Source organism: Lysinibacillus sp. KCTC 33748, assembly GCF_002237755.1.
Taxonomy (GTDB): Bacteria; Bacillota; Bacilli; order Bacillales_A; family Planococcaceae; genus Lysinibacillus.
The window spans coordinates 121230-141906 of the sequence record NZ_MWSJ01000006.1 but is presented as its reverse complement, the minus strand read 5'-3'; the positions used below and the strand labels follow the sequence as shown (position 1 = coordinate 141906).

23 protein-coding genes are annotated in these 20677 nt (G+C 37.5%); 4 read left to right on the top strand and 19 right to left on the bottom strand.

Annotated features, from left to right (window positions below):
• The first annotated feature begins 59 nt into the window (after nucleotides 1-59).
• Nucleotides 60-326, top strand: coding sequence for a DUF3055 domain-containing protein (locus tag B1B04_RS10925; protein WP_079561497.1), 267 nt, complete (start codon nucleotides 60-62; stop codon nucleotides 324-326).
• A gap of 236 nt (nucleotides 327-562) precedes the next feature.
• Here B1B04_RS10925 and B1B04_RS10920 read toward each other — a convergent pair whose 3' ends face one another.
• The 9 genes from B1B04_RS10920 to B1B04_RS10880 form a co-directional block, all read right to left on the bottom strand.
• Complete coding sequence (locus tag B1B04_RS10920; protein WP_079561496.1) at nucleotides 563-757, bottom strand: hypothetical protein; 195 nt, start codon at nucleotides 755-757, stop codon at nucleotides 563-565.
• 64 nt (nucleotides 758-821) lie between these two features.
• Nucleotides 822-1349, bottom strand: a complete 528-nt coding sequence (locus tag B1B04_RS10915) for a D-glycero-alpha-D-manno-heptose-1,7-bisphosphate 7-phosphatase (protein WP_079561495.1) — start codon at nucleotides 1347-1349, stop codon at nucleotides 822-824.
• 453 nt (nucleotides 1350-1802) lie between these two features.
• Entirely contained in the window at nucleotides 1803-2156 is a 354-nt protein-coding gene (locus tag B1B04_RS10910) for a YutD family protein (protein WP_079561494.1), read from the bottom strand.
• Between the two features lie 32 nt (nucleotides 2157-2188).
• A complete protein-coding gene (gene lipA / locus B1B04_RS10905; RefSeq protein WP_079561493.1) occupies nucleotides 2189-3112 on the bottom strand; it encodes a lipoyl synthase in 924 nt (307 codons plus the stop codon).
• 104 nt (nucleotides 3113-3216) lie between these two features.
• Nucleotides 3217-4020 carry a sporulation protein YunB gene (yunB, locus tag B1B04_RS10900; RefSeq protein ID WP_079561492.1) on the bottom strand — a complete coding sequence of 268 codons (804 nt, stop codon included), beginning with the start codon at nucleotides 4018-4020 and terminating at the stop codon, nucleotides 3217-3219.
• 23 nt (nucleotides 4021-4043) lie between these two features.
• Nucleotides 4044-5153: an HD-GYP domain-containing protein gene (locus B1B04_RS10895; protein WP_079561491.1), complete on the bottom strand. Its 1110-nt coding sequence runs from the start codon at nucleotides 5151-5153 to the stop codon at nucleotides 4044-4046.
• 38 nt (nucleotides 5154-5191) lie between these two features.
• Nucleotides 5192-6559, bottom strand: a complete 1368-nt coding sequence (locus B1B04_RS10890) for a bifunctional metallophosphatase/5'-nucleotidase (RefSeq protein ID WP_079561490.1) — start codon at nucleotides 6557-6559, stop codon at nucleotides 5192-5194.
• Nucleotides 6560-6815: 256 nt separating this feature from the next.
• Nucleotides 6816-7637, bottom strand: coding sequence for a sulfite exporter TauE/SafE family protein (locus B1B04_RS10885; protein WP_079561489.1), 822 nt, complete (start codon nucleotides 7635-7637; stop codon nucleotides 6816-6818).
• Nucleotides 7637-8494 (bottom strand): DUF72 domain-containing protein, encoded by an 858-nt coding sequence (locus B1B04_RS10880; RefSeq protein WP_079561488.1) that lies wholly within the window; start codon nucleotides 8492-8494, stop codon nucleotides 7637-7639. Before B1B04_RS10880 ends, B1B04_RS10885 begins: the two co-directional genes overlap by 1 nt.
• 567 nt (nucleotides 8495-9061) lie before the next feature.
• Between B1B04_RS10880 and B1B04_RS10875 the strand changes: the two genes are divergently transcribed.
• A complete protein-coding gene (locus tag B1B04_RS10875; RefSeq protein WP_079561487.1) occupies nucleotides 9062-9886 on the top strand; it encodes a GNAT family N-acetyltransferase in 825 nt (274 codons plus the stop codon).
• Nucleotides 9887-9952: 66 nt separating this feature from the next.
• On the opposite strand, the gene B1B04_RS10870 is transcribed toward B1B04_RS10875, so the two are convergent.
• The 3 genes from B1B04_RS10870 to B1B04_RS10860 all read right to left on the bottom strand — a co-directional run bounded on the left by B1B04_RS10870 (nucleotide 9953) and on the right by B1B04_RS10860 (nucleotide 11772).
• Nucleotides 9953-10555 (bottom strand): nitroreductase family protein, encoded by a 603-nt coding sequence (locus B1B04_RS10870; protein WP_079561486.1) that lies wholly within the window; start codon nucleotides 10553-10555, stop codon nucleotides 9953-9955.
• A 97-nt stretch (nucleotides 10556-10652) separates the two neighbouring features.
• Nucleotides 10653-11252 carry a DsbA family oxidoreductase gene (locus B1B04_RS10865; RefSeq protein WP_079561485.1) on the bottom strand — a complete coding sequence of 200 codons (600 nt, stop codon included), beginning with the start codon at nucleotides 11250-11252 and terminating at the stop codon, nucleotides 10653-10655.
• 70 nt (nucleotides 11253-11322) lie between these two features.
• On the bottom strand, nucleotides 11323-11772 hold the full coding sequence (locus B1B04_RS10860; protein WP_079561560.1) for an Rrf2 family transcriptional regulator: 450 nt from the start codon (nucleotides 11770-11772) through the stop codon (nucleotides 11323-11325).
• Nucleotides 11773-12096: 324 nt separating this feature from the next.
• On the opposite strand from B1B04_RS10860, the gene B1B04_RS10855 reads away from it, so the two are divergent.
• On the top strand, nucleotides 12097-12447 hold the full coding sequence (locus B1B04_RS10855; protein WP_079561484.1) for a DUF3592 domain-containing protein: 351 nt from the start codon (nucleotides 12097-12099) through the stop codon (nucleotides 12445-12447).
• A 103-nt stretch (nucleotides 12448-12550) separates the two neighbouring features.
• Here the strand turns inward: B1B04_RS10855 and sufB are convergent, their stop codons facing one another.
• The 5 genes from sufB to sufC form a co-directional block, all read right to left on the bottom strand.
• A complete protein-coding gene (gene sufB / locus B1B04_RS10850; RefSeq protein ID WP_031417705.1) occupies nucleotides 12551-13948 on the bottom strand; it encodes a Fe-S cluster assembly protein SufB in 1398 nt (465 codons plus the stop codon).
• A 103-nt stretch (nucleotides 13949-14051) separates the two neighbouring features.
• Nucleotides 14052-14480, bottom strand: a complete 429-nt coding sequence (gene sufU / locus B1B04_RS10845; RefSeq protein WP_079561483.1) for a Fe-S cluster assembly sulfur transfer protein SufU — start codon at nucleotides 14478-14480, stop codon at nucleotides 14052-14054.
• Nucleotides 14470-15699 carry a cysteine desulfurase gene (locus B1B04_RS10840; RefSeq protein WP_079561482.1) on the bottom strand — a complete coding sequence of 410 codons (1230 nt, stop codon included), beginning with the start codon at nucleotides 15697-15699 and terminating at the stop codon, nucleotides 14470-14472. Before B1B04_RS10840 ends, sufU begins: the two co-directional genes overlap by 11 nt.
• Nucleotides 15699-17006 (bottom strand): Fe-S cluster assembly protein SufD, encoded by a 1308-nt coding sequence (sufD, locus tag B1B04_RS10835; RefSeq protein ID WP_079561481.1) that lies wholly within the window; start codon nucleotides 17004-17006, stop codon nucleotides 15699-15701. The genes B1B04_RS10840 and sufD overlap by 1 nt, the downstream gene beginning before the upstream one ends.
• 18 nt (nucleotides 17007-17024) lie before the next feature.
• Nucleotides 17025-17804 (bottom strand): Fe-S cluster assembly ATPase SufC, encoded by a 780-nt coding sequence (sufC, locus tag B1B04_RS10830; RefSeq protein WP_068985348.1) that lies wholly within the window; start codon nucleotides 17802-17804, stop codon nucleotides 17025-17027.
• A 718-nt stretch (nucleotides 17805-18522) separates the two neighbouring features.
• Here sufC and gltC point away from each other — a divergent pair.
• Complete coding sequence (gltC, locus tag B1B04_RS10825; protein ID WP_079561480.1) at nucleotides 18523-19425, top strand: glutamate biosynthesis transcriptional regulator GltC; 903 nt, start codon at nucleotides 18523-18525, stop codon at nucleotides 19423-19425.
• Here gltC and B1B04_RS25650 read toward each other — a convergent pair.
• Together B1B04_RS25650 and B1B04_RS10815 are read right to left on the bottom strand one after the other, a co-directional pair.
• Entirely contained in the window at nucleotides 19402-19614 is a 213-nt protein-coding gene (locus B1B04_RS25650) for a hypothetical protein (protein ID WP_079561479.1), read from the bottom strand. The two genes, gltC and B1B04_RS25650, sit on opposite strands and share 24 nt — an antisense overlap.
• 9 nt (nucleotides 19615-19623) lie before the next feature.
• Nucleotides 19624-20670: a glycosyl hydrolase family 18 protein gene (locus tag B1B04_RS10815; protein ID WP_079561478.1), complete on the bottom strand. Its 1047-nt coding sequence runs from the start codon at nucleotides 20668-20670 to the stop codon at nucleotides 19624-19626.
• Nucleotides 20671-20677: the final 7 nt, after the last annotated feature.

Genomic DNA, 20677 nt, shown 5'->3' with positions numbered 1-20677 from the left:
GTTGATAGTCATTTCTCTTCTATAGTACCATATCTATAGGACTGGAAGGAGATTAAAAGATGGAACGTTTTTTTTTATATGATGATGTAGAAGATACAAAAACACGCTTTGTTAGTTTTGCTGGGGAAAAGTTACGTTATGATTTAGCCATTTTGCAATCGGGTCGTTTCTTTGGGAAAGTGCTTGTCATGGACATCCAATTTGGACGCTTTGCAATAATCGGTCCAGATGATGTAGAAGAGCCTGGCTATCTTGAACATGTTTATAATCGTACAGAGGAAGAGACAGTGGAGCTAAGAGAATATTTACGTGAATTATTAAATTAACACCATTCAAATGCGTGTTTCACGAGAAGACAAGCTGAAATCTAGATGGTGTTTATGGAACACGAATTTCGAGGCTCCTCACAAAATGCTGGTGGATCATGCAAACAATTAAGAATTAAATACAAAAAAAATTCCGCTTTTCTGCAGACATAAGGATATACTTTATGCACTGTACTACAGAAAGAAGGCGGAATTTCTTTTGTAAGAATCTTATTGAGGAGTATTGTATCGTGCCCCTACTTTTCATTATTTATAGTAGCAGGATTATCCTTATTGTGAGGCTTGTCTTTGTTTTCATTGTCGTTTTGTTTTTTGGCTTGTTGATTTTGCCCAATTACTCCTAAATCATCCACACTAATATCAAAGCCAAATCCATATTCTTCTCGATCTAACGATTTTTTATTTTCTTTAGTCAAATTAATCACCTCCAATAAATAAATTATCCTTTTTCAAATGTTTTATACGCTTTTTCTTTCTATCTCAACAACACTAGCTTTAAGCTGTTGCATCCTTAATAATCCAATCAGCAGCACTAATTAAATCTGGAAAAACCGCATCTGCGAGCGGATCTTTTGCACCTAAAAACACTCCCTTAGTTCCTGCTCGTTTCCCTGCTATAATATCTGTATCCGTATCTCCAACCATGTAGGATTTTACCAAGTCTATATTATATTTTTCACCAAGGTCAACGATTAATTTACTATTAGGTTTACGGCACGCACAGCCAGACTTTGGTTTATGGGGACAATAGACGACTTCATGGATAGTGGCACCTTCTTTTTTCAATTCCTTTACCATATGCTCATGAATTTTTTGAAGCTTCGTTTCTTTCATATATCCCAATCCAACGCCGCCTTGATTGGTTACTACAAATATATAGTCAAAGTATTTATTCAATTTTTTTATTGCTTCCGGAACATGAGGTAGGAAATAAAGTTCATTAGGTTTGTTTACAAATTTAACGCGATCCGTTAATACTTCATTGATGACCCCATCACGGTCCAAAAATACAGCTTTTTTCATCTAAACAACACACACCTTTAATATAAAATAAGTAGGTTGCTATAAAAGCCAAGTATACAGGCTCATTTCCATAGCGTGAGGTTGATTTCCGTTCCGGCTGGGCGCTTTGCCGCTGACGCTTCGCTTTCGCGCAGAGCTTCCTGGGGGCGTCCGATGAGCCGCTTCGCTTCGCTGCAGGGTCTCGGGCCAACACTATGTTGGTCACGAAGGCGTTATCACAGGATGTGATGATTTTAGCCTTCGTTCCTCAATTGCTGATCCCCAAGGAGTCGCCCAGCCTCCACTCCAATCAACTTATCTCATTCTGAATATGTTTTATTAAGTGCCAACCCAACTTGGGAGAAAAGCCAAAAATAAAACAATTTATTGTATTCACTTTTATTATTACCATTTTTTAAAAACCTATCACTACAAAGTAAAAACCTGATGCAAATTGCATCAGGTTTTAAATGTTTATTCTGCTATTTGTTCATTCTCAGCAAGCTTTGTCACTTGACTATCTTCACTTACTACAGCTACTGGCTGCTGAGTAGATTTACCGGATTTGCGCAAGACGAAATAGGCACAGCCAAAATTACAATACTCGTATAGGTAATCTTGTAGTGTACTAATCTTTGTATCGAAAGTGGCTTTCTGATTTTTATCGTCAAAAAAGCCTTTTAAGCGCAATTGATTATAACCCCAGTCGCCCACAATATAATCATATCTAGCTAAAATATCCGAGTATCGCTCTTGGAACACTTCCTCTTCGAAAGCTTCTCGGTAATCTTTTATAAGCTCGTATTCATATCCTTCAATAGTAATCAAAGTGACACCACCTTCCATTTCAACATTTGTTTTTACAGTTCTGTTTGTAATTGACGTTCTTTTGTTGCTTCGTTTACTTGTTCATCAGCATGATAGCTACTACGTACAAGTGGGCCTGCTTCACAATGCTTAAATCCTTTTTCCATTGCGATTTTACGAAGTTTACCGAACTCTATTGGTGAATAATACTTTTTAACAGCTAAATGCTTTTTCGTCGGCTGTAAGTATTGACCAATTGTCATAATATCTACGTCAATTGCTCGTAAATCATCCATAACTTCTAAAATTTCTTCTTCTGTTTCACCTAAGCCTATCATTAAAGATGATTTCGTAGGGATGTCTGGCTGCATCTCTTTTGCCAAACGTAGAAACTCTAATGAGCGCTCATATTTTGCACGAGCACGTACTCTTGGCGTTAAGCGACGTACGGTTTCAATATTATGATTTAAAATATCTGGCTTCGCATCCATTAATAATTGAAGGTTTTCTTTCACGCCACCTAAATCGGACGGTAAAACTTCAACCGATGTAGCCGGACTTTTACGACGAATCGCACGCACAGTTTCAGCTAATACTTGCGCACCGCCATCCTTTAAATCATCACGCGCAACCATTGTAATAACAACGTGCTTCAAGTTCATAATAGCAACAGAATCTGCTACGCGTTCTGGCTCAGCTAAGTCTAATTCATTTGGTAAGCCTGTTTTAACAGCACAGAAACGGCAAGCACGTGTACAAACAGATCCAAGAATCATCATTGTTGCTGTACGGCGTTCACCCCAGCATTCATGAATATTAGGACAGCGTGCTTCCTCACATACAGTATGCAGATTTTTTTCTCGCATGAGCTTCTTTAGCCCTTTATATTCATCATTTGTGTTTAGTTTAATTTTTAGCCAATCTGGCTTTCTTAAGTATTCTTCTTTCTCTTTACTTGTAGGTTTACAAGATGTCATACGATATCGCCCCTATCAGAAATGTGCATTTTTTCTATTAACTATCTTCACTGTTGTCAATGTAACATAATATATGAACTCCAACAACTATCACAGTAACATTTCTATTCTTTAAAAGGCACAGGTATTTCAAGGGACGGCTGTGTTGCTGAATCACCACTTGAATAAACATTTGGCACTTGCCCCTTTGTTAAACCCATTGCCACCGGAATATCCTGAGAAACTGTAGCTGTTTTACTAGCAAAAGGGACAATAATTTGTACATTTACCTCTAAATGAATTCCTACCTGAACAAATGCACTATTAATACCATACTCCGTTATTGAAGAAGTAACTTCACTATGCACATTTCCAACTACGTGAAAGCGTACCGGAATTTTAGGTCCTAAATTCCCGAGTAAAGGAATATTGGCAGCCTGGCTAATAGGTACATAAAAAACAACTCCATTGCCTTCTTTTATCTTGTTAAAATCATATTCAACATTATCAAGATTTGGTAAGTTAGACAAGTCACCTTCCTCAGCCTGCTCTAAATTCATTTTTACTTGCTTTACCGTTTCGGCACGGACTCGATTAATTACTTCAGTATTAATTTTCAAATCCGAATTGTTGCCAGGGGAAACCTCTACAAGAACATCATTAATATCTAAAGCATTTGATGTGGCATTACTTACAACATAGGATGCAATCTTATTCGTTTGTATTTCAGCATATTCTAAGTAGGTTGGCATAAGCCGTTCATTCAGAAAATAGATAAATAAAAAAATACCAACAATAACGCTTACAATTAAAAGGGGTATACGATTCAACCGTTTTTTTCCCCTTTTGCTATAGTTACCATGCTGACTATATGATCGTAATTTCATCCTTTTTCGAGGGAAAAACAAAAAAATCTCCTCCTGTTCCATAACGTATGAACAGGAGAAGATTTTTATTCGATTTTCGATGGGACAACGTAATCCGCTTCAACACTTTCAATGATTACGTTTCGGTAGTCCACTAAATTAACTTCATATGTAGCTGCTAATATTTGATTTTGCTCCTCAAAAATACGAATCCACGGCATTGCTGGATCCAATGTATTTTGTCTTGATACGATACCTCGACGGCCGTCCGATAATTTTAAAATAACACCGTTAGGATAATGGACCACAGACATTTTCAATGCATTGACAACACGTGCATCGTATATAGTGCCAGAGCCTGCTTCTACAATTGCTAGGCCCTGAGAAGGTAGCATTTTTTCACGATATACCCGGCTTGTCGTCACTGCATCAAAGACGTCAGCAACACCAATAATTTTTGCAAACGGATGGATTTCAAAATCAACTAACCCCCGTGGATAGCCACTCCCATCAATCCGTTCGTGATGTTGGAAGGCACAATGTGCAACAATCAATGATATGGTATGTAAATTTCGTAACAAATCAAACCCATATCGAGTATGCTGCTTCATTGTTTCAAACTCGTCAAACGTTAGGCGCCCAGGTTTTGTCAAAATCTCTTTTGGTACCATAAGCTTCCCTATGTCATGTAACAAAGCGCCAATTCCAATTATACGTAAATCCTCTGCTGAGTAACCAAGCTCTTTAGCAATCGCAATCGAATAAAGAGTGACTTGAAAGGAGTGTTGATATAAATATTCATCAAATAAATATGCATCTGTTAGTATTGTTAAAATTTCATCATTGCCACTAACTACCGATAGTAACTCATCTACAATTGAGAGAATTGCCTTTGATTGTTGGTCAAGCACATAAGAGGCATTTACTGGACTTAAACCATCGATTGATTGGAAAGAATTTTTAATGGTTGAAATCGTTTTATTTCGAACAACAGTTGGGACTGTTTCCTCTACTTCAATACCCTCAGAAATTTTATCGTCAATATACAAATAATGAATATTTAATTGTTGAAGTCTTTGTATGATACGTTCATTAATGACAACATCTTTTTTTAAAAGAGGGTGTCCCGCCTCGTTCCAAATGGTTCTTGCTAAGACCATTCCTTCTTTTAATACATCGATTGAAATTAACCGCATGACCTTTTCCCCAATCCATTCTAAAAGCGTTTTATCTATTAGTGCTTAAAGAATCTTTGCCCATAATCTATCATAATATTTCGTAAAAATTCTGGTAGAATATATTTTTTCTTAGCATATTTAAAGCTTGGATAAAAATAACCAAACGTAAATAAATCAAGTGTGACTAATTTATAAATTCGATCGTTATCTGCAAGCTTCCCATTGATCAGTAATTGGCGATCTTCATTCATTGAAAAGCCATACGTTAACATCTTCCCAAAGATTACGCCTCTAAACCCTAATCCTTTAAGCTCAATATAAGGCCATTCTTCATTTTTAGATTGCTGGAAAATTTCTTTCATCTCAGCAACCGATAATTCAATCGTACATAAATTTATAGGATGTGGGAAAATTCTATGCAAATCAAGTGCCGTCACTGTTCCCTTAGGTAAACCATCTAAAAAAATACCCGCGTTAAATAACGCACAATCCGCTCCACTTTTCTCCAAAATAGCTCGCGCGAATAAATCGGATAATTGTGAATAATGGAACCATTCTTTGTTGTACGATTTTTCTGTAGTGAATACTGGCTTATCGAGTAATCGTTTGCCCTCATCTTCTAAAAACTGAACGATTTCATGTTCATTTTTAACCGTAGGCAAATCTTTATTATGAATTAAGAAATCCTCTTTTTCAACAATTTTCCTCATTTTTTTGTCATATTCTAACACAAGATGGCCCGTATATTGACCAAATTTCCCCCCACCAGTTAATAAAACGCCATTAATCAGCTTTCCATTCGGGAGAACATGATGTGTATGTGAGCCGAATATAACATCTATTTCTGGGCATTCCTCAGCTAAAAGCTCATCCTCTGTTATCCCTAAATGCGACAAACAAACTATAATATCTACTTCTTTACGAAGCTGATAGGCTAAGTGAATGAGTGAGTTTCGTGCCTCATCAATCTCCCAGTTTAATTCCTTATAATAAATTTCAAACATAGCCGTTGCTGCAATAACTGCAATCTTTGTGCCATAAGCAGTTGTTAATACAACATACGGTTTCATCCAAGCTGGATTTGTTCCATGTGAAGCATTTACATTAGCAACTACTACATCAAAAGCTGCTCCATCATATAAATGATACAGCTCCTCATGGGACAATGTTATACCTTCATTATTACCGATTGTCACAACATCGTAGCCCGCTTCATTTAATAACTTCACATTGCCCTTGCCAACTGTTGCTTCTGTATAAATATTTGAACGATCTAAATGATCGCCGACATCAAATAAATAGCTTGTCTCTCCCATGTTTGTAAGCTTTGTACGCATTTCTTTCACATGACTTTGCATTCGTGGCCAATATTTAAAATGACTATGCAAATCATTCGTATGAAAAACATGAATTTTTTCCAGCAATTAAGCCACCTCTTCTTTAAAATAGCTTCTATGTCTGTAGAAGAATTGCTATTAAATAATCAGACTTTAATATCATTATAAAGTTCATTTACAGATACTTCCAATCTATATTGGCTCATCATCAAAAGTTATGGATGACATTTGTTAAAAGTATTCCTTGTATATAAGTTAATCTTCGTTCCAACTGGGCGACTCCTTTGGGATCAGCAATCGAGAAACGAAGGCTAAAACCATCACGTCCTGTGAGAACCCAATATTACAATAATCCCTCGATAATAGAACGAATTCCTAATAATAATAAAATAACTCGAAGTGCTACTACAAGCGTATCTGATTTAATTCTTTTATTTAATGCTGCCCCTAGCTTTGCTCCAATATAAGCTCCTGGAATAACAGGAATCGTATAAAGCCAAGGCACATTTCCTAAATAAATATGACTCGCTGAATTAACAAGCGACGATAAAAATACTAGGAACATCGATGTTGCTACTGCTACATGTGGTGGGAATAAAAATAAAATAATCATGGCAGGCACAATCATCGAGCCTCCACCGATACCAAATAATCCTGAGGCAAAGCCAATACAAAACGTTAATACAATGGCAAACCAAATTGGATACCCATATACATAGGTATTTCCTTCTTGATCTTCGAACTCTCGTTGCATACCGTTTTTTACAAACCATTCTACTGGTTTCAATTTATCACGTACAAGTAATATCGTCGCTAAAATAATAAGTAAAATACCAAAATATAAATTAAATGATGGTAAATCTAGCCCCTTATTTACCCATGCGCCCAGCATTGTGCCCGGAATACTCCCTATAAAAAAAATCCAACCACTTTTGTAATCTACTGTTTTAGATTTCATATAACTTAGTGTAGAAGCAAGTCCAGTGAAAATCATCATGACAACAGATAATCCAACTACTTTTTGAGGAGTGATCTCTGGAATCATCCCTAGATTTAACCCGACGAATAATGTCGCTGGAACTAAGACAACTCCTCCGCCAAGCCCAACCAATGAGCCAATTACCCCAGATAATAATGCAATAATAACTAAAAGAAAAAATTCCATTATAGTTCCCCTTCAAACATGTTTAATTGTTTAGGCGCTAATCCTACATCACTAATCGCTAAAATTCCTTGGAACTCTTTTGCATTTTTAGCGGCATGAAGCCCTGAGTTATTATTAAATAATACATATAGATCCTGCACTTCTGATTGGAGATGTTTTATATGCTGTCCCATCTGCTGCAACTCTTCCCTATTATAATCATATAAAAAGCGAACTTTCCGCCAGTTTTCGGCATTCCCGGTATTGCGCCATCCATGAATATTACGTCCATGAATGCGTACAAGTGCCTTTTTCGCAGTAGCCGTAGGATAAAATGGTACTGAGCCTACACCAGCCTGCGGTTCATCACAAATCGTATGAATGAATTGATGCTCTCGTAAAAAGTCCATTGTTTGCTGCACTACATTGTCTGCATACCATGTTCGATTGCGAAACTCAATAGCTACATCAAAGCTTTTAAGCTGCTGCCTAATATACAATAAATATTGTACATTTTTAGTCTGACAGTCAAACCACGGCGGGAATTGTGCTAATACCATCGCTAGCTTCCCATGACGTTTAAATTCATTGGCACATTCGATAAAGGCATTAAACATGTCATTCTTCGATTCAAACGGTATGTCGCCACGTAAATGACCAGTCATTCCTTGATAAAGCTTCACAACAAAACGGAAATTTTCGGGTGTATCCTCACACCATTTCCGAACATTCTCTTTAGAAGGTATGGCATAAAAAGAGGTATCTACCTCTACCGTTAAAAAATGACCTGTATAATCGAATAATTTGTCCTTTGAGGCAGTCACTCCACTATACAGTGAAGGATGATCGCCCCAACCAGTTAATCCAACTATAATCATGTGACTCCCTCCTTCATGTACATTTATCATAGCATACACCTTCTAATTAAACGCATCTTAAAAAATCATAGCTCATAAATAAGGTAAAGATGGATATTACCACAAATTACCTTTACGATAAAATATAGGATTATCATCAAAACGTGGAGTTGATTTCCGTTCCGGCTGGGCGCTTTGTTGCTGACGCTTCGCTTTCGCACAGTTAAAACATTTGCCGCTGACGCTTCGCTTTCGCGCAGAGCAGAGCTTCCTGGGGGCGTCCGATGAGCCGCTTCACTCGCAAGGCTCGCTCCAGGGTCTCGGGCCAACAGATGTTTTTTGCGCGAAAGCGTAGTGCTAACGTAGCGGCAGCAGCAGAGGGTTTTGTTTGTGCGAAAGCGCAGCGACAGCGACAGCAACAGCACCGATGTTGGTCACGAAGGCGTTATCACAGGATGTGATGGTTTTAGCCTTCGTTCCTCTATATCGCTGATCCCCGAGGAGTCGCCCAGCCTCCACTCCAATCAACTTATACACATAATATACGTTTTATTAATTATCATTCTGAACGTGAAAGGATAGATGTAAATGATTACTGAACTGCAGAAAAATGAATTTTACAGGTGTAAAGCTTTGTTAAATGAGCACGGTCAATTAGAAGTAAAAGCTGTCGTAGCGGGAGTGAATCCTGGTCGAATATTTGTGGATCAAATCGATTCACCACAATCAGCACTTATTTGGTTAGGGAACAATGATGGATTTCTCTTTATAGGAAATGAAGATAATGAACAATTTAATAATCAAATTAACGACTTTATTGATCAGGTAATTGTACCAGAAGCGAAAAAAGTGGGATTGTATTACATCGAAGGCATTGGTAATCATCAAAAGTGGAATAAAACGATTGAAAAAATATTTAAACATCGGGGACTTGGTAGTTGGAAGCAAAGAGTACATAAGCTTCATAAAGAAAACTATAAAGCCAATAATGAGCCAGATATTAAAGAAGGCTATACTGTTTTAAAAATGGATAACGCTCTGTTTGAAGATAACACAATTAAAAACCCCGCATTTTTACACTCTAAAATATTATCGTTTTGGGCTTCAATTGAGTGTTTCTTGAATACAGGGATCGGATACTGTATCGTTTACGATCGTTACATTGTTAGTCTTTGTTTTTCAGGCTTTGTCGTTGAGAATACCCACTGTATTGACATTGAAACATTAGAAGCTCACCGAGGAAATAAATTAGCCCAAAAGTTAGCTCACTATTTTGTAAAAGATTGCTTAACGCAAAGTTCGGTTCCATATTGGGATTGTATGGACTCAAACAAACCATCCATCGCTGTAGCAGAAAATATAGGGTTTTCCAATGTTTTCAACTATGTAGGATACGAGTTTTCATTCAACTAATATGTTAGAAACCCCATTAAGTGAACCGTTTCCACTTAATGGGGTTTAATTGTAGTTATATTTTAATTAATAAAACTTCACTACATCTTCAAAAGGTAAAGAAGTTTTTTCTCCTGGTTGTTCATTTGGTTCACCAAATGGCATTTGAGCTACAAGACTCCATTCTGCAGGAATATCCCAAGTTTGTTTAACTTCCTCGTCAATAATTGGATTATAGTGCTGAAGAGATGCGCCAATTCCTTCAGTAGTTAAAGACATCCATGTTGCGTATTGTAACATTGCATTTCCTTGATGTGACCAGAATGGGAATTGCTCTTTATAAGAAGGCGCGTTTTCTTGCATTTGTTTGATTGTTGCTTGGTCTTCAAAGAACAAAATTGTTCCTACGCCATCTTTAAAGCCTTGTAAGCGCTCTTCAGTCGCTGCAAAATTTTCAGCTGGCACACGTGCACGTAATGTTTCTTTGACAATGTCCCAAAACTTTTCGTGTTCATTATCCATTAATACTACTACACGTCCACTTTGCATATTAAATGAAGACGGTGCATGTACACTGATTTTTAATAGCTCTTCAATTTTTTTTTTTGTAATTGCTGTGTTCTTTTTCACCTTACGGATTGAACGACGATTAATAATTGCTTCTTTTAAATTAGTTGTTGTTACTGACATTTGTATTTCCTCCAAATTTTAATAAGATTTATTTATCTACATAGACTTTTACAAGTAGCTTTATTTTATACACTACTGTTTAAATCATTTACATAACCTACTTTTTTAATTGCTGATCGATCACTTGTGCTAGTCTTTCTTTACTAGCTAATCCTTGGATTATTTCATCACCAATAATTAATGTAGGAACGGCAGTAATATTCGCCTCTTCATAAGCATGCTTTAAAGTTTCTTGATGAGCTTCCCGATATTTACCTGAACGTAAAGCTTCTTTGAATTCTCCTGTAGGTAAACCTACCGCATTCGCTAATTGAGTTAACACTTCTACATCCTCAATATTTTGTTCTTCTTGGAAAAACGCTGTGAAAATTCTATGATGAAATTCATTTCCCTTTCCATGCACCTTAGCAAATTGATATCCTTCAAAAGCTAAATTTGTATAAGGATGTGGGGATACACGCGGTAATCGCATATCAATCCCTAGCTTTTTAGCTGTAGGGAGAATATAGGAATCCCATGATCCTAATTTAGCCGGCTCCTTCCAAGGGTCAATTTTCGGATATGGTTCAGGTCTTAACTCAAATGGCATCCACTCTATTTCAATATTCTTTTCATTTGCAATTTCATCTAATGGCCCTTTCCCTAAAAAACAGAAAGGACAAATAAAATCCGAATATGCTTTTATTTTAAGCGTCACCCACTAAAACCTCTCTTTCTCTTTTAGTTGTAACCATTTTAGTTACAACTAAGTCAAATAAATAATGCATTCAAGAATGCATTTTTTGTGATTGTTGAATCTCACGGATTAAAGATGTAATTACTTGCGCCATAGTAATATTGGCTAATACTTGTTCCATAGCTTCTTGTGCTTGCACTAAAATCAGCTCTAACACAGCCTGTATATTGGCACCTATAGGACAATCAGGATTTGGATTTTCATGTAAATGAAATAACTGATCTTCTTCTACAACTTCTACTGAACGAAAAACCTCTAGCAAAGTGATGGCCTCTAGATCTTTGACCAAAGAAGCTCCACCTGTTCCCCGGCGCACTTGCACTATACCTGCCTTTTTAAGATAGGATACTATTTTCCTAATTACTACCGGATTTGTATTTACGCTCTCCGCCATAAATTCCGATGTACAAATGGTCGATGGATTTTGCTTGATGATTGATAAAATATGAACAGCGATTGTAAAACGACTGCTAATTTTGATCTTCATCACCTCCAGCTGTAACCATTATAGTTACAACTTGAAAATAAGTCAACTATTTTTGAAAAAAATATTATATATGACAAAACTATTTTATACGATGCTTGGGCACTTTTGAGACCGCCACATTCGCACTTCTCATGGAGATATAAGAGTACTAAGTAATAATCGAAGCTTCAAGACTACAAAATATTACTTTTATAGCGTTATAATTACTTAATAAGTAAAGGACCGTTCTCTAGCAGGTTCCCTTATTTCACTGTTTTTAAGTTCTGGAAGCTTAATATTCTAACATTTTAATAAAAAAGAAAATAAGTGAGGATACAAATGTTCATTATTATTGGTTTGAGTATCTTTTTTCTAATCATTCTCGTCACGCTATGGCTATTACCATTGAAGTATCAAAAAATTGAATGGATTGAAACGAACGCACAGATTATCGAAAGTGATTTCTCACACCTAACAGTTGCCAATGAAGTTACATATGCAAAAGGAGAATCACAACGTAGGGTGAAGCTGACAGTACAATTTACGTCATTCCAAAATAAACCTATCACCGTCACGAGCAAAGTATGGACGCATACGAAAAATCGTCCTTTTTTTGAGGAAGGACAATGGATAACGATTCTTTATAATAAAAGGAAGCCCAATCTGTTTAAACTCAAATATAAAATATAGAAGGTATCATTGGAAAAATGAATGGTGATAATTCTTTTAACACCGCAAAGAAAGCAAAAAAACACCCCGCCACAAACGTTGATGTGACGGGGTTTTACTTATATTATCCGATTGAACCTTCCATTTCAAACTTGATTAGGCGGTTCATTTCTACTGCGTATTCCATTGGTAATTCTTTTGTGAATGGCTCGATGAAGCCCATTACGATCATTTCTGTCGCTTCTTCTTCAGAAATACCACGAGACATTAAGTAGAATAATTGTTCCTCTGATACTTTTGAAACTTTCGCTTCATGCTCTAAAGAAACATTATCATTTAAGATTTCGTTGTATGGAATTGTATCTGAAGTAGATTGGTTGTCCATGATTAACGTATCACATTCGATGTTAGCACGTGCACCACTTGCTTTAGGGCCGAAACGAACTTGACCCATATATGTTACCTTACCACCCTGTTTGGCAATCGATTTAGAAACGATTGTTGAAGATGTGTTTGGTGCCATATGAATCATTTTCGCACCTGCGTGTTGGTGTTGACCTTTACCTGCTAATGCGATTGATAATGTCATACCACGAGCGCCTTCACCTTTAAGGATACAAGCTGGGTACTTCATTGTTAACTTAGAACCGATGTTACCGTCGATCCATTCCATTGTACCGTTTTCTTCAACAACTGTACGTTTTGTTACTAGGTTGTAAACGTTGTTTGCCCAGTTTTGAATCGTTGTATAACGGCAGTATGCATCTTTACGTACAACAATTTCTACTACTGCTGAGTGTAAAGAGTTTGTTGTGTAAACAGGAGCTGTACAACCTTCAACGTAGTGTACGTGCGCGCCTTCATCTACAATAATTAACGTACGTTCGAATTGACCCATGTTTTCGGAGTTAATACGGAAGTAAGCTTGTAATGGCGTTTCCACTTTTACACCTGGTGGTACATAGATGAATGATCCACCTGACCAAACTGCTGAGTTTAGTGCAGCAAATTTGTTGTCAGTGTAAGGAATCACTTTGCCCCAGTATTGTTTGAAAATATCTTCGTTTTCACGTAAAGCTGAGTCAGTATCTTTGAACACAATACCAAGATCTTCAAGGTCTTGTTTCATGTTGTGATAAACAACCTCAGATTCGTACTGAGCAGATACACCTGCAAGGTATTTTTGCTCTGCTTCTGGAATACCTAATTTATCAAAAGTAGCTTTAATTTCATCAGGTACTTCATCCCAAGATTTTTGTGTAGCTTCTGATGGTTTTACGTAATACGTAATTTCATCAAAATCTAAATCTCCTAGGTCGCCACCCCATTGCGGCATTGGTTTTGTATAGAAAGTTTCAAGTGCTTTTAAGCGGTACTCAAGCATCCACTCTGGCTCTTGTTTCATATTAGAAATTTCACGGACGATTTCTTCAGTTAAACCACGTTTTGAACGGAAAATTGATACGTCCTTGTCATGGAATCCGTATTTGTAATCGCCAATATCAGGCATTTTTTTAGCCATCTTTTCTCCTCCGTTCATAAATAATTGTTATTTTGTTTAATGCTCAATAACCTTACTTCAAGTGAAAGCACAATTAATGCTTTCACTTGAAATTAGGATTTATTTATTCCTTAACACCTTTTTCCATCGCTTTCCAAGCTAATGTTGCACATTTAATACGTGCAGGGAATTGAGAAACACCTTGTAGTGCCTCAACATCCTCAAGGTCATATTTATCGCTATAGTCTTCACCCATCATCATTTTAGAAAAAATATCAGCAAGATCTAATGCTTCATCAATTTTTTTCCCTTTGATGAGCTGCGTCATCATGGAAGCAGAAGACATCGAAATTGAACAGCCTTCACCGTCAAACTTCGCATCCTCGACAATACCGTCAGTCACTTTTAGCGTTAAGTGAATACGGTCTCCACAAGTCGGGTTGTTCATATCAATCGTTACAGCATCGTTTTCTATAGATCCTTTATTACGAGGATTTTTATAGTGATCCATAATGACTGAACGATATAGTTGATCTAAATTATTAAAAGACATCGCCAAAATACTCCTTCGCAGAACGTAACCCTGCCACTAGGCGGTCAATATCTTCTTCTGTGTTATACAGATAGAAGCTTGCACGCGCTGTCGCTACTTGTTGAAGACATTTCATTAGTGGCTGTGCGCAATGATGTCCTGCACGAACAGCAATACCGCTCATATCAAGAACCGTTGCCACATCATGTGGATGTACATCGTCTAGGTTAAACGTTACAAGGCCACAACGCTTCATCGGGTCACGTGGGCCAAAAATTTTAAGTCCGTCAATTGTTTCAAGCTGATCCATCGCATAGCCTGCAAGCTTATGCTCGTGCTCCGCAATTTTATCTAGCCCAATTTCAGTTAAGAAATCGATAGCAGCCCCTAAACCTATTGCACCTGCAATAATAGGAGTTCCACCTTCAAATTTCCACGGTAATTCTTTCCACGTCGACTCATGAAGTCCAACAAAGTCAATCATTTCGCCACCAAATTCAATTGGCTCCATCTTTTCAAGGTGTTCTTTTTTACCATATAGTACACCTATCCCAGTTGGTCCGCACATTTTATGACCTGAGAACCCTAAGAAATCTACATCCAAATCCTGTACATCGATTTTCATATGTGGTGCTGCTTGTGCAGCATCCGCTACCATTACCGCACCGTTAGCATGCGCAATTTGAGCGATTTCTTTAATTGGGTTAATCGTTCCAAGGACGTTTGACGCCATAGACACCGACACAATCTTTGTTTTAGGTGTAATTGTCGCACGAACCTTTTCTAGATTAAGTGTGCCATCTGCTTCGAGCTCAATATATTTCAGTGTTGCATTTTTTTCCTTTGCAAGCTGTTGCCAAGGAATAATATTGGAATGGTGTTCCATGTGGGTAATGACAATTTCATCACCATCAGCCACATTAGCACGACCATAACTTGCTGCTACTGTATTTAAAGCAGTTGTAGTACCGCGAGTAAAAATAATTTCTTGTGTTGAAGTAGCATTAATAAAATTACGAACCTTTTCACGTGCGCCCTCATACTTGTCAGTAGCACGATTACCCAATGTATGCACACCACGGTGAACATTGGAATTATCAAATTCATAATAATGCTTCATCGCTTCAATTACTTGAATAGGTTTTTGAGAAGTTGCTGCGCTATCAAGGTAAACAAGTTTATGACCGTTTACTTCCTGATTTAAAATCGGGAAATAGCTTTTAATGTCTTTATTCATCATTAGCGAACTTTCCTTTCAATAACCTCCGTCAGTTGCTTTTGAACGCCTTCGATTGGTAATTGCGTAACAACTGGCGCAAGGAATCCATGGATAACAAGGCGCTCTGCTTCTGCTTTCGAGATACCACGACTCATTAAGTAGTAAAGTTGCAGTGGATCAACTCGGCCAACAGATGCTGCGTGTCCTGCTGTTACATCGTCTTCATCGATTAATAGAATTGGATTTGCATCGCCACGAGCTTTTTCAGAAAGCATTAACACACGTGATTCTTGTTGTGCATCCGCTTTTGTCGCACCTTTTTCGATGTAGCCAATGCCGTTAAAGATTGATTGTGCCGCTTCTTTCATTACACCATGCTTTAAGATATGACCATTTGAGTTCTTACCCCAGTGACGAACTTCAGTAGTGAAGTTAAGTTTTTGTTCACCGCGACCAACAACGACTGTTTTTGTATCAGCATTAGAACCGTCACCGATTAGATGTGTAATGTTTTCAGAAATAGTATCTGAGTCATTCATTAAGCCAAGAGCCCAATCTACTTTCGCATCACGAGCTAGGCGTCCACGACGATTTACATAAGTAGTATATCCTTTCGCAAGTACATCAACCGCACCGTAAGTAACTTGTGCGTTGTCTTGAACTACTACTTCAGCAATAATATTTGCTTGACCTTTTGCTTCTTCAACTGTTGAAATATATGTTTCAACATATGTTACAGCTGAATTTGCTTCAGCTACAACTAACACGTGGTTATATAATGAAGCTTCTGCGTTATCGTTTAAGAAGATTACTTGAAGTGGCTGTTCAATAATTACATTTTTCGGTACATATACGAATACACCACCGTTAACAAGTGCCGCATGAAGCGCAGTTAATTTATGCTCATCAACTTTTACAGCTTCTGTCATGAAGTACTTTTTAACAAGGTCACCGTGTTCACGAACCGCCGTTAAAATATCTGTAAAAATAACACCTTTATCAGCTAATTCTTGTGATGTTTTAATGAAAGCTGGTGTATTATTGCGTTGAACATAAAGGTTTTCTTGTGCTTCAAGATCAATTAAGCTTTTTGCTTCTTCTGGTAAAGCATCAAGTGAAGCAAATCCTTCACTGTCGACTGTATGAGTTGGGAAATTTAAGAAATCCCATTTTGTAATATTTGTTCTGTCTGGTTTTGGCATATCTAAACCAGTTGCTTTGTCTAGTGCTGCCGCGCGAAGCTCAGTAAACCAAGCCGGTTCTCCCTTTGCTTCTGAGAACGAGCGCACGTCCTGTACTGTTACAGGCAAGTTAAGTTCCACTTTCATGCTAGTTCGTCCTCCCTCTTATGCTTCTTGTTCTTCTGTTTCTTCTTCGATACCTAATTCTTTTTTAATCCAGTCATAGCCTTCCGCTTCTAAACGTTGTGCTAACTCTTCGCCACCTGATTTAACAACACGGCCTTGCATCATTACGTGTACATGGTCTGGTGTAATGTAGTTAAGTAGACGTTGGTAGTGAGTGATCATTAAGCAGCCGAAGCCTTCTCCACGCATTGCATTGATTCCTTTTGAAACAACTTTAAGCGCGTCAATATCAAGACCAGAGTCAATTTCATCTAAAATTGCGAAAGTTGGTTTAATCATCATTAATTGAAGAATTTCGTTACGTTTTTTCTCACCGCCAGAGAAACCTTCATTTAAATAACGTTGTGCCATATCTTCATTCATTTCAAGGAATTCCATGTTTTTATCTAATTCACGGATGAATTTCATTAGAGAAATTTCATCGCCCTCTTCACGACGTGCATTGATAGCTGAACGTAAGAAATCAGCATTAGTTACACCAGCGATTTCAGAAGGATATTGCATAGCTAGGAATAAACCTGCTTGAGCACGCTCGTCCACTTCCATTTCAAGTACATTCTCGCCATCAAGCTCAACTGTACCAGAAGTTACTTCATATTTAGGGTGACCCATAATTGCAGAAGCTAGTGTAGATTTACCAGTTCCGTTTGGTCCCATGATTGCATGAATTTCATTTGTATTGATCGTAAGATTTACGCCTTTTAAAATCTCTTTCCCGTCGATTTCAACGTGAAGATCTTTAATAACTAAAGTTGACATAAAATACCTCCATAGTGTGTTCAGTGAATGGTGAACCATCCCTTAATTATCATCATTCTAATCTTAACTGAAAATCGTTCTCTATGCAAACCATTTCAATCACTTTCACTTTTCTTTGAAACAATCCTTAAAAACAAAGAGTTTGTAAGCATTTTCAAAATATCGCTTATCGTTATTGACAATGAGAATCGACTCCCCTTATTTTCAATAAAATAAATCTAATTGAGAATGGATTTCATCTAGCTACATAGTGGAAACCCCTTAGGAATCGCTAATTGTAGCGGTTTTGTGACAGAAATGTATAAAGAACAGTACCAATACTATAACCTTTTTTATTAGAATAGAATCAAATAAGGGAAAGAAATTTATAGAGTTCTAGTTAGTAAAAAAGGTTTACCATCAAAACGTGGAGGGATTTCCGTTCCGGCTGGGGACTTCGGGGCAGCAGGATCTTATTTGCGCGGCAGTGAAGTGCTAACGTTGCAGTAGCGGTAGTTGTTATTTCGCGACAGTGGCAGGTGTTGGTCACGAAGGCTTTATTACAGGGCGTGACGCATTTAGCATTCGTTCCTCTCCGCGCTTCAATGAAGCTACTGAGATATCCCGTCATTTAATTCGCACCGGTTAACATTTGTTTATTTTCAGTTATTTTCATCTTAATAGTATATAATTGAAGAATAATCAATCGTATTTTTCGATTAATAGAGGTGAATATCTAGTGGAGTTACGTCAATTACGATATTTTGTTGAAGTTGCAGAACGCGAACACATATCAGAGGCTGCCGAACATCTTCATGTTGCTCAATCTGCAATAAGCCGACAAATTGCTAATTTAGAAGATGAATTAGGCACACCACTTTTTGAACGTGTAGGACGCAATGTTAAATTAACACCGATTGGAAAAACATTTCTCGAGCACACCATTACTGCTTTAAAAGCCATCGATTTTGCCGCAAAGCAAGTTGAAGAATATTTAAACCCTGCTAAAGGTACAATAAAAATCGGCTTTCCAACAAGCTTAGCTAGCTATGTATTGCCAACTGTTATTTCTGCCTTTACGCGTGAATATCCAGATTTGCAATTCCAACTCCGTCAAGGTTCTTATCGTTTTTTAATCGATGCAGTCAAAAACCGCGAGTTAAATTTAGCTTTTTTAGGTCCACTTCCACCGAAGGACGAAACAATTCGTTCAACCATATTATTTACTGAAAATATCGCTGCATTACTGCCAGCAAAACATCCATTAGCCAAAAAAGAAAGTATTCAACTTGCTGATTTACGTAATGATTTATTTGTGTTATTCCCAGATGGCTATATTTTACATAAAGTAGCTATGGATGCCTGTCGCGCTGCCGGCTTCTTGCCAAAAGTCATCTCTGAGGGTGAAGACTTAGATGCACTAAAAGGTCTTGTCGCTGCGGGCATCGGGGTTAGCTTATTACCAGAAAGCTCCCTATATGATTCAGCTGCTCGCTTCACAGTAAAGGTACCGATTAAATCACCTACAATTCCAAGAACAGTCGGTATTATTTCACCTGTAAACCGCGAAATTGCTCCATCAGAAAAAATATTTTTAGACTTCGTTACCAATTTCTTTTCACGACTTTCTCAATTCCAATAAAAAAATCGCCGTATGTGGCGATTTTTTTGTAGGTTTAGGTGTTTCTTTCCGTCGCTCTGGCGATTCTATCCACGATTTTGGCTTCTCTATCCGCCACTTTGACGTTTCTATCCACGACTTTGGCTGTTCTATCCACGACTTCGGCTGTTCTATCCACGACTTCGACTGTGCCATCCGTCTCTCTAGCAATCCGATTCGTCACTCCTCTGATTGTTCGTTAATCCATTGTAACGTTTTCGAACTTAGACCTCCGGCACGCCATAAAACAATCTCATTGTAGCGTTTCTTTCGTACGTGTGCTGTCCATTTTTCAAGTGTTTCCTGATCGGCATACCAAACTTCATGCTTCACTTTTTGTTCATCTACATACGTGAAATATACAGCACCACTTGCTTTATCTCGTTGTTTAACCGCTTTCGTTTTGTTCAGTAATTCCTCTGCCTCTATCTCTGTTAATGCAACTGTTTTGCCTTGATTTACCCATTCAAATCCGCCAGTTGCAAAAGCAATCGCTAGTTTTTGATTGGACTTCTTAATTTTTTTTATTAAATCATTTAAAAATGAAAAGTCCGCCTTTGCACCTGGACCACTATGATATCCGTGCACATTATAAGCCATCACTGTATATTTAGGTCCATTTGGCAATTTAACATCAAACGGGAAGCTAGGCTCTAGTACGACATGTAATGAAATACCTTTTTTTGATAACTGTTTATAAAGTTCGTTTAGGAAACGGACATACCCAGGAAGGTCCTCTTTAGCAACCTTTTCATAATCAATTTCGATACCATTCACATTGTATTGGTCAACAACTTGCAAAATATTATCAATATGTCGCTGCCTTGATGACGCATTTTGAAACAATCGATTTAATAATTTGCTATCCTTCTGAACTGAAGGGGCGTTATCTGTAACAGTATCGTTAATTAACGTAAGTATCACTTGATGTGATTCATTAAATTGTTGCTGTGTTTGTTTCAACATTTCTATCGTATCTTCAGTTAATAATAATTGGTCACTCTCATTAAAATAAGCGCCAAAAACGCGAATGTCTTGTAAGCCCTGTTCTGAATTTCCCACATCCTCGATGGCAGATTTGATTTGCCATTCAGGTAACCAAATAGATAATTGAAGCTTTTCTTTGTTCTTCAATAGTTCTCTCGCCTTCACAGGTTCTTCTTTACTATTATTACAGGCCGTGATAATTAGTAGCGCTAGACAGATAAACAATAAAATTTTTTTCACTTGAATT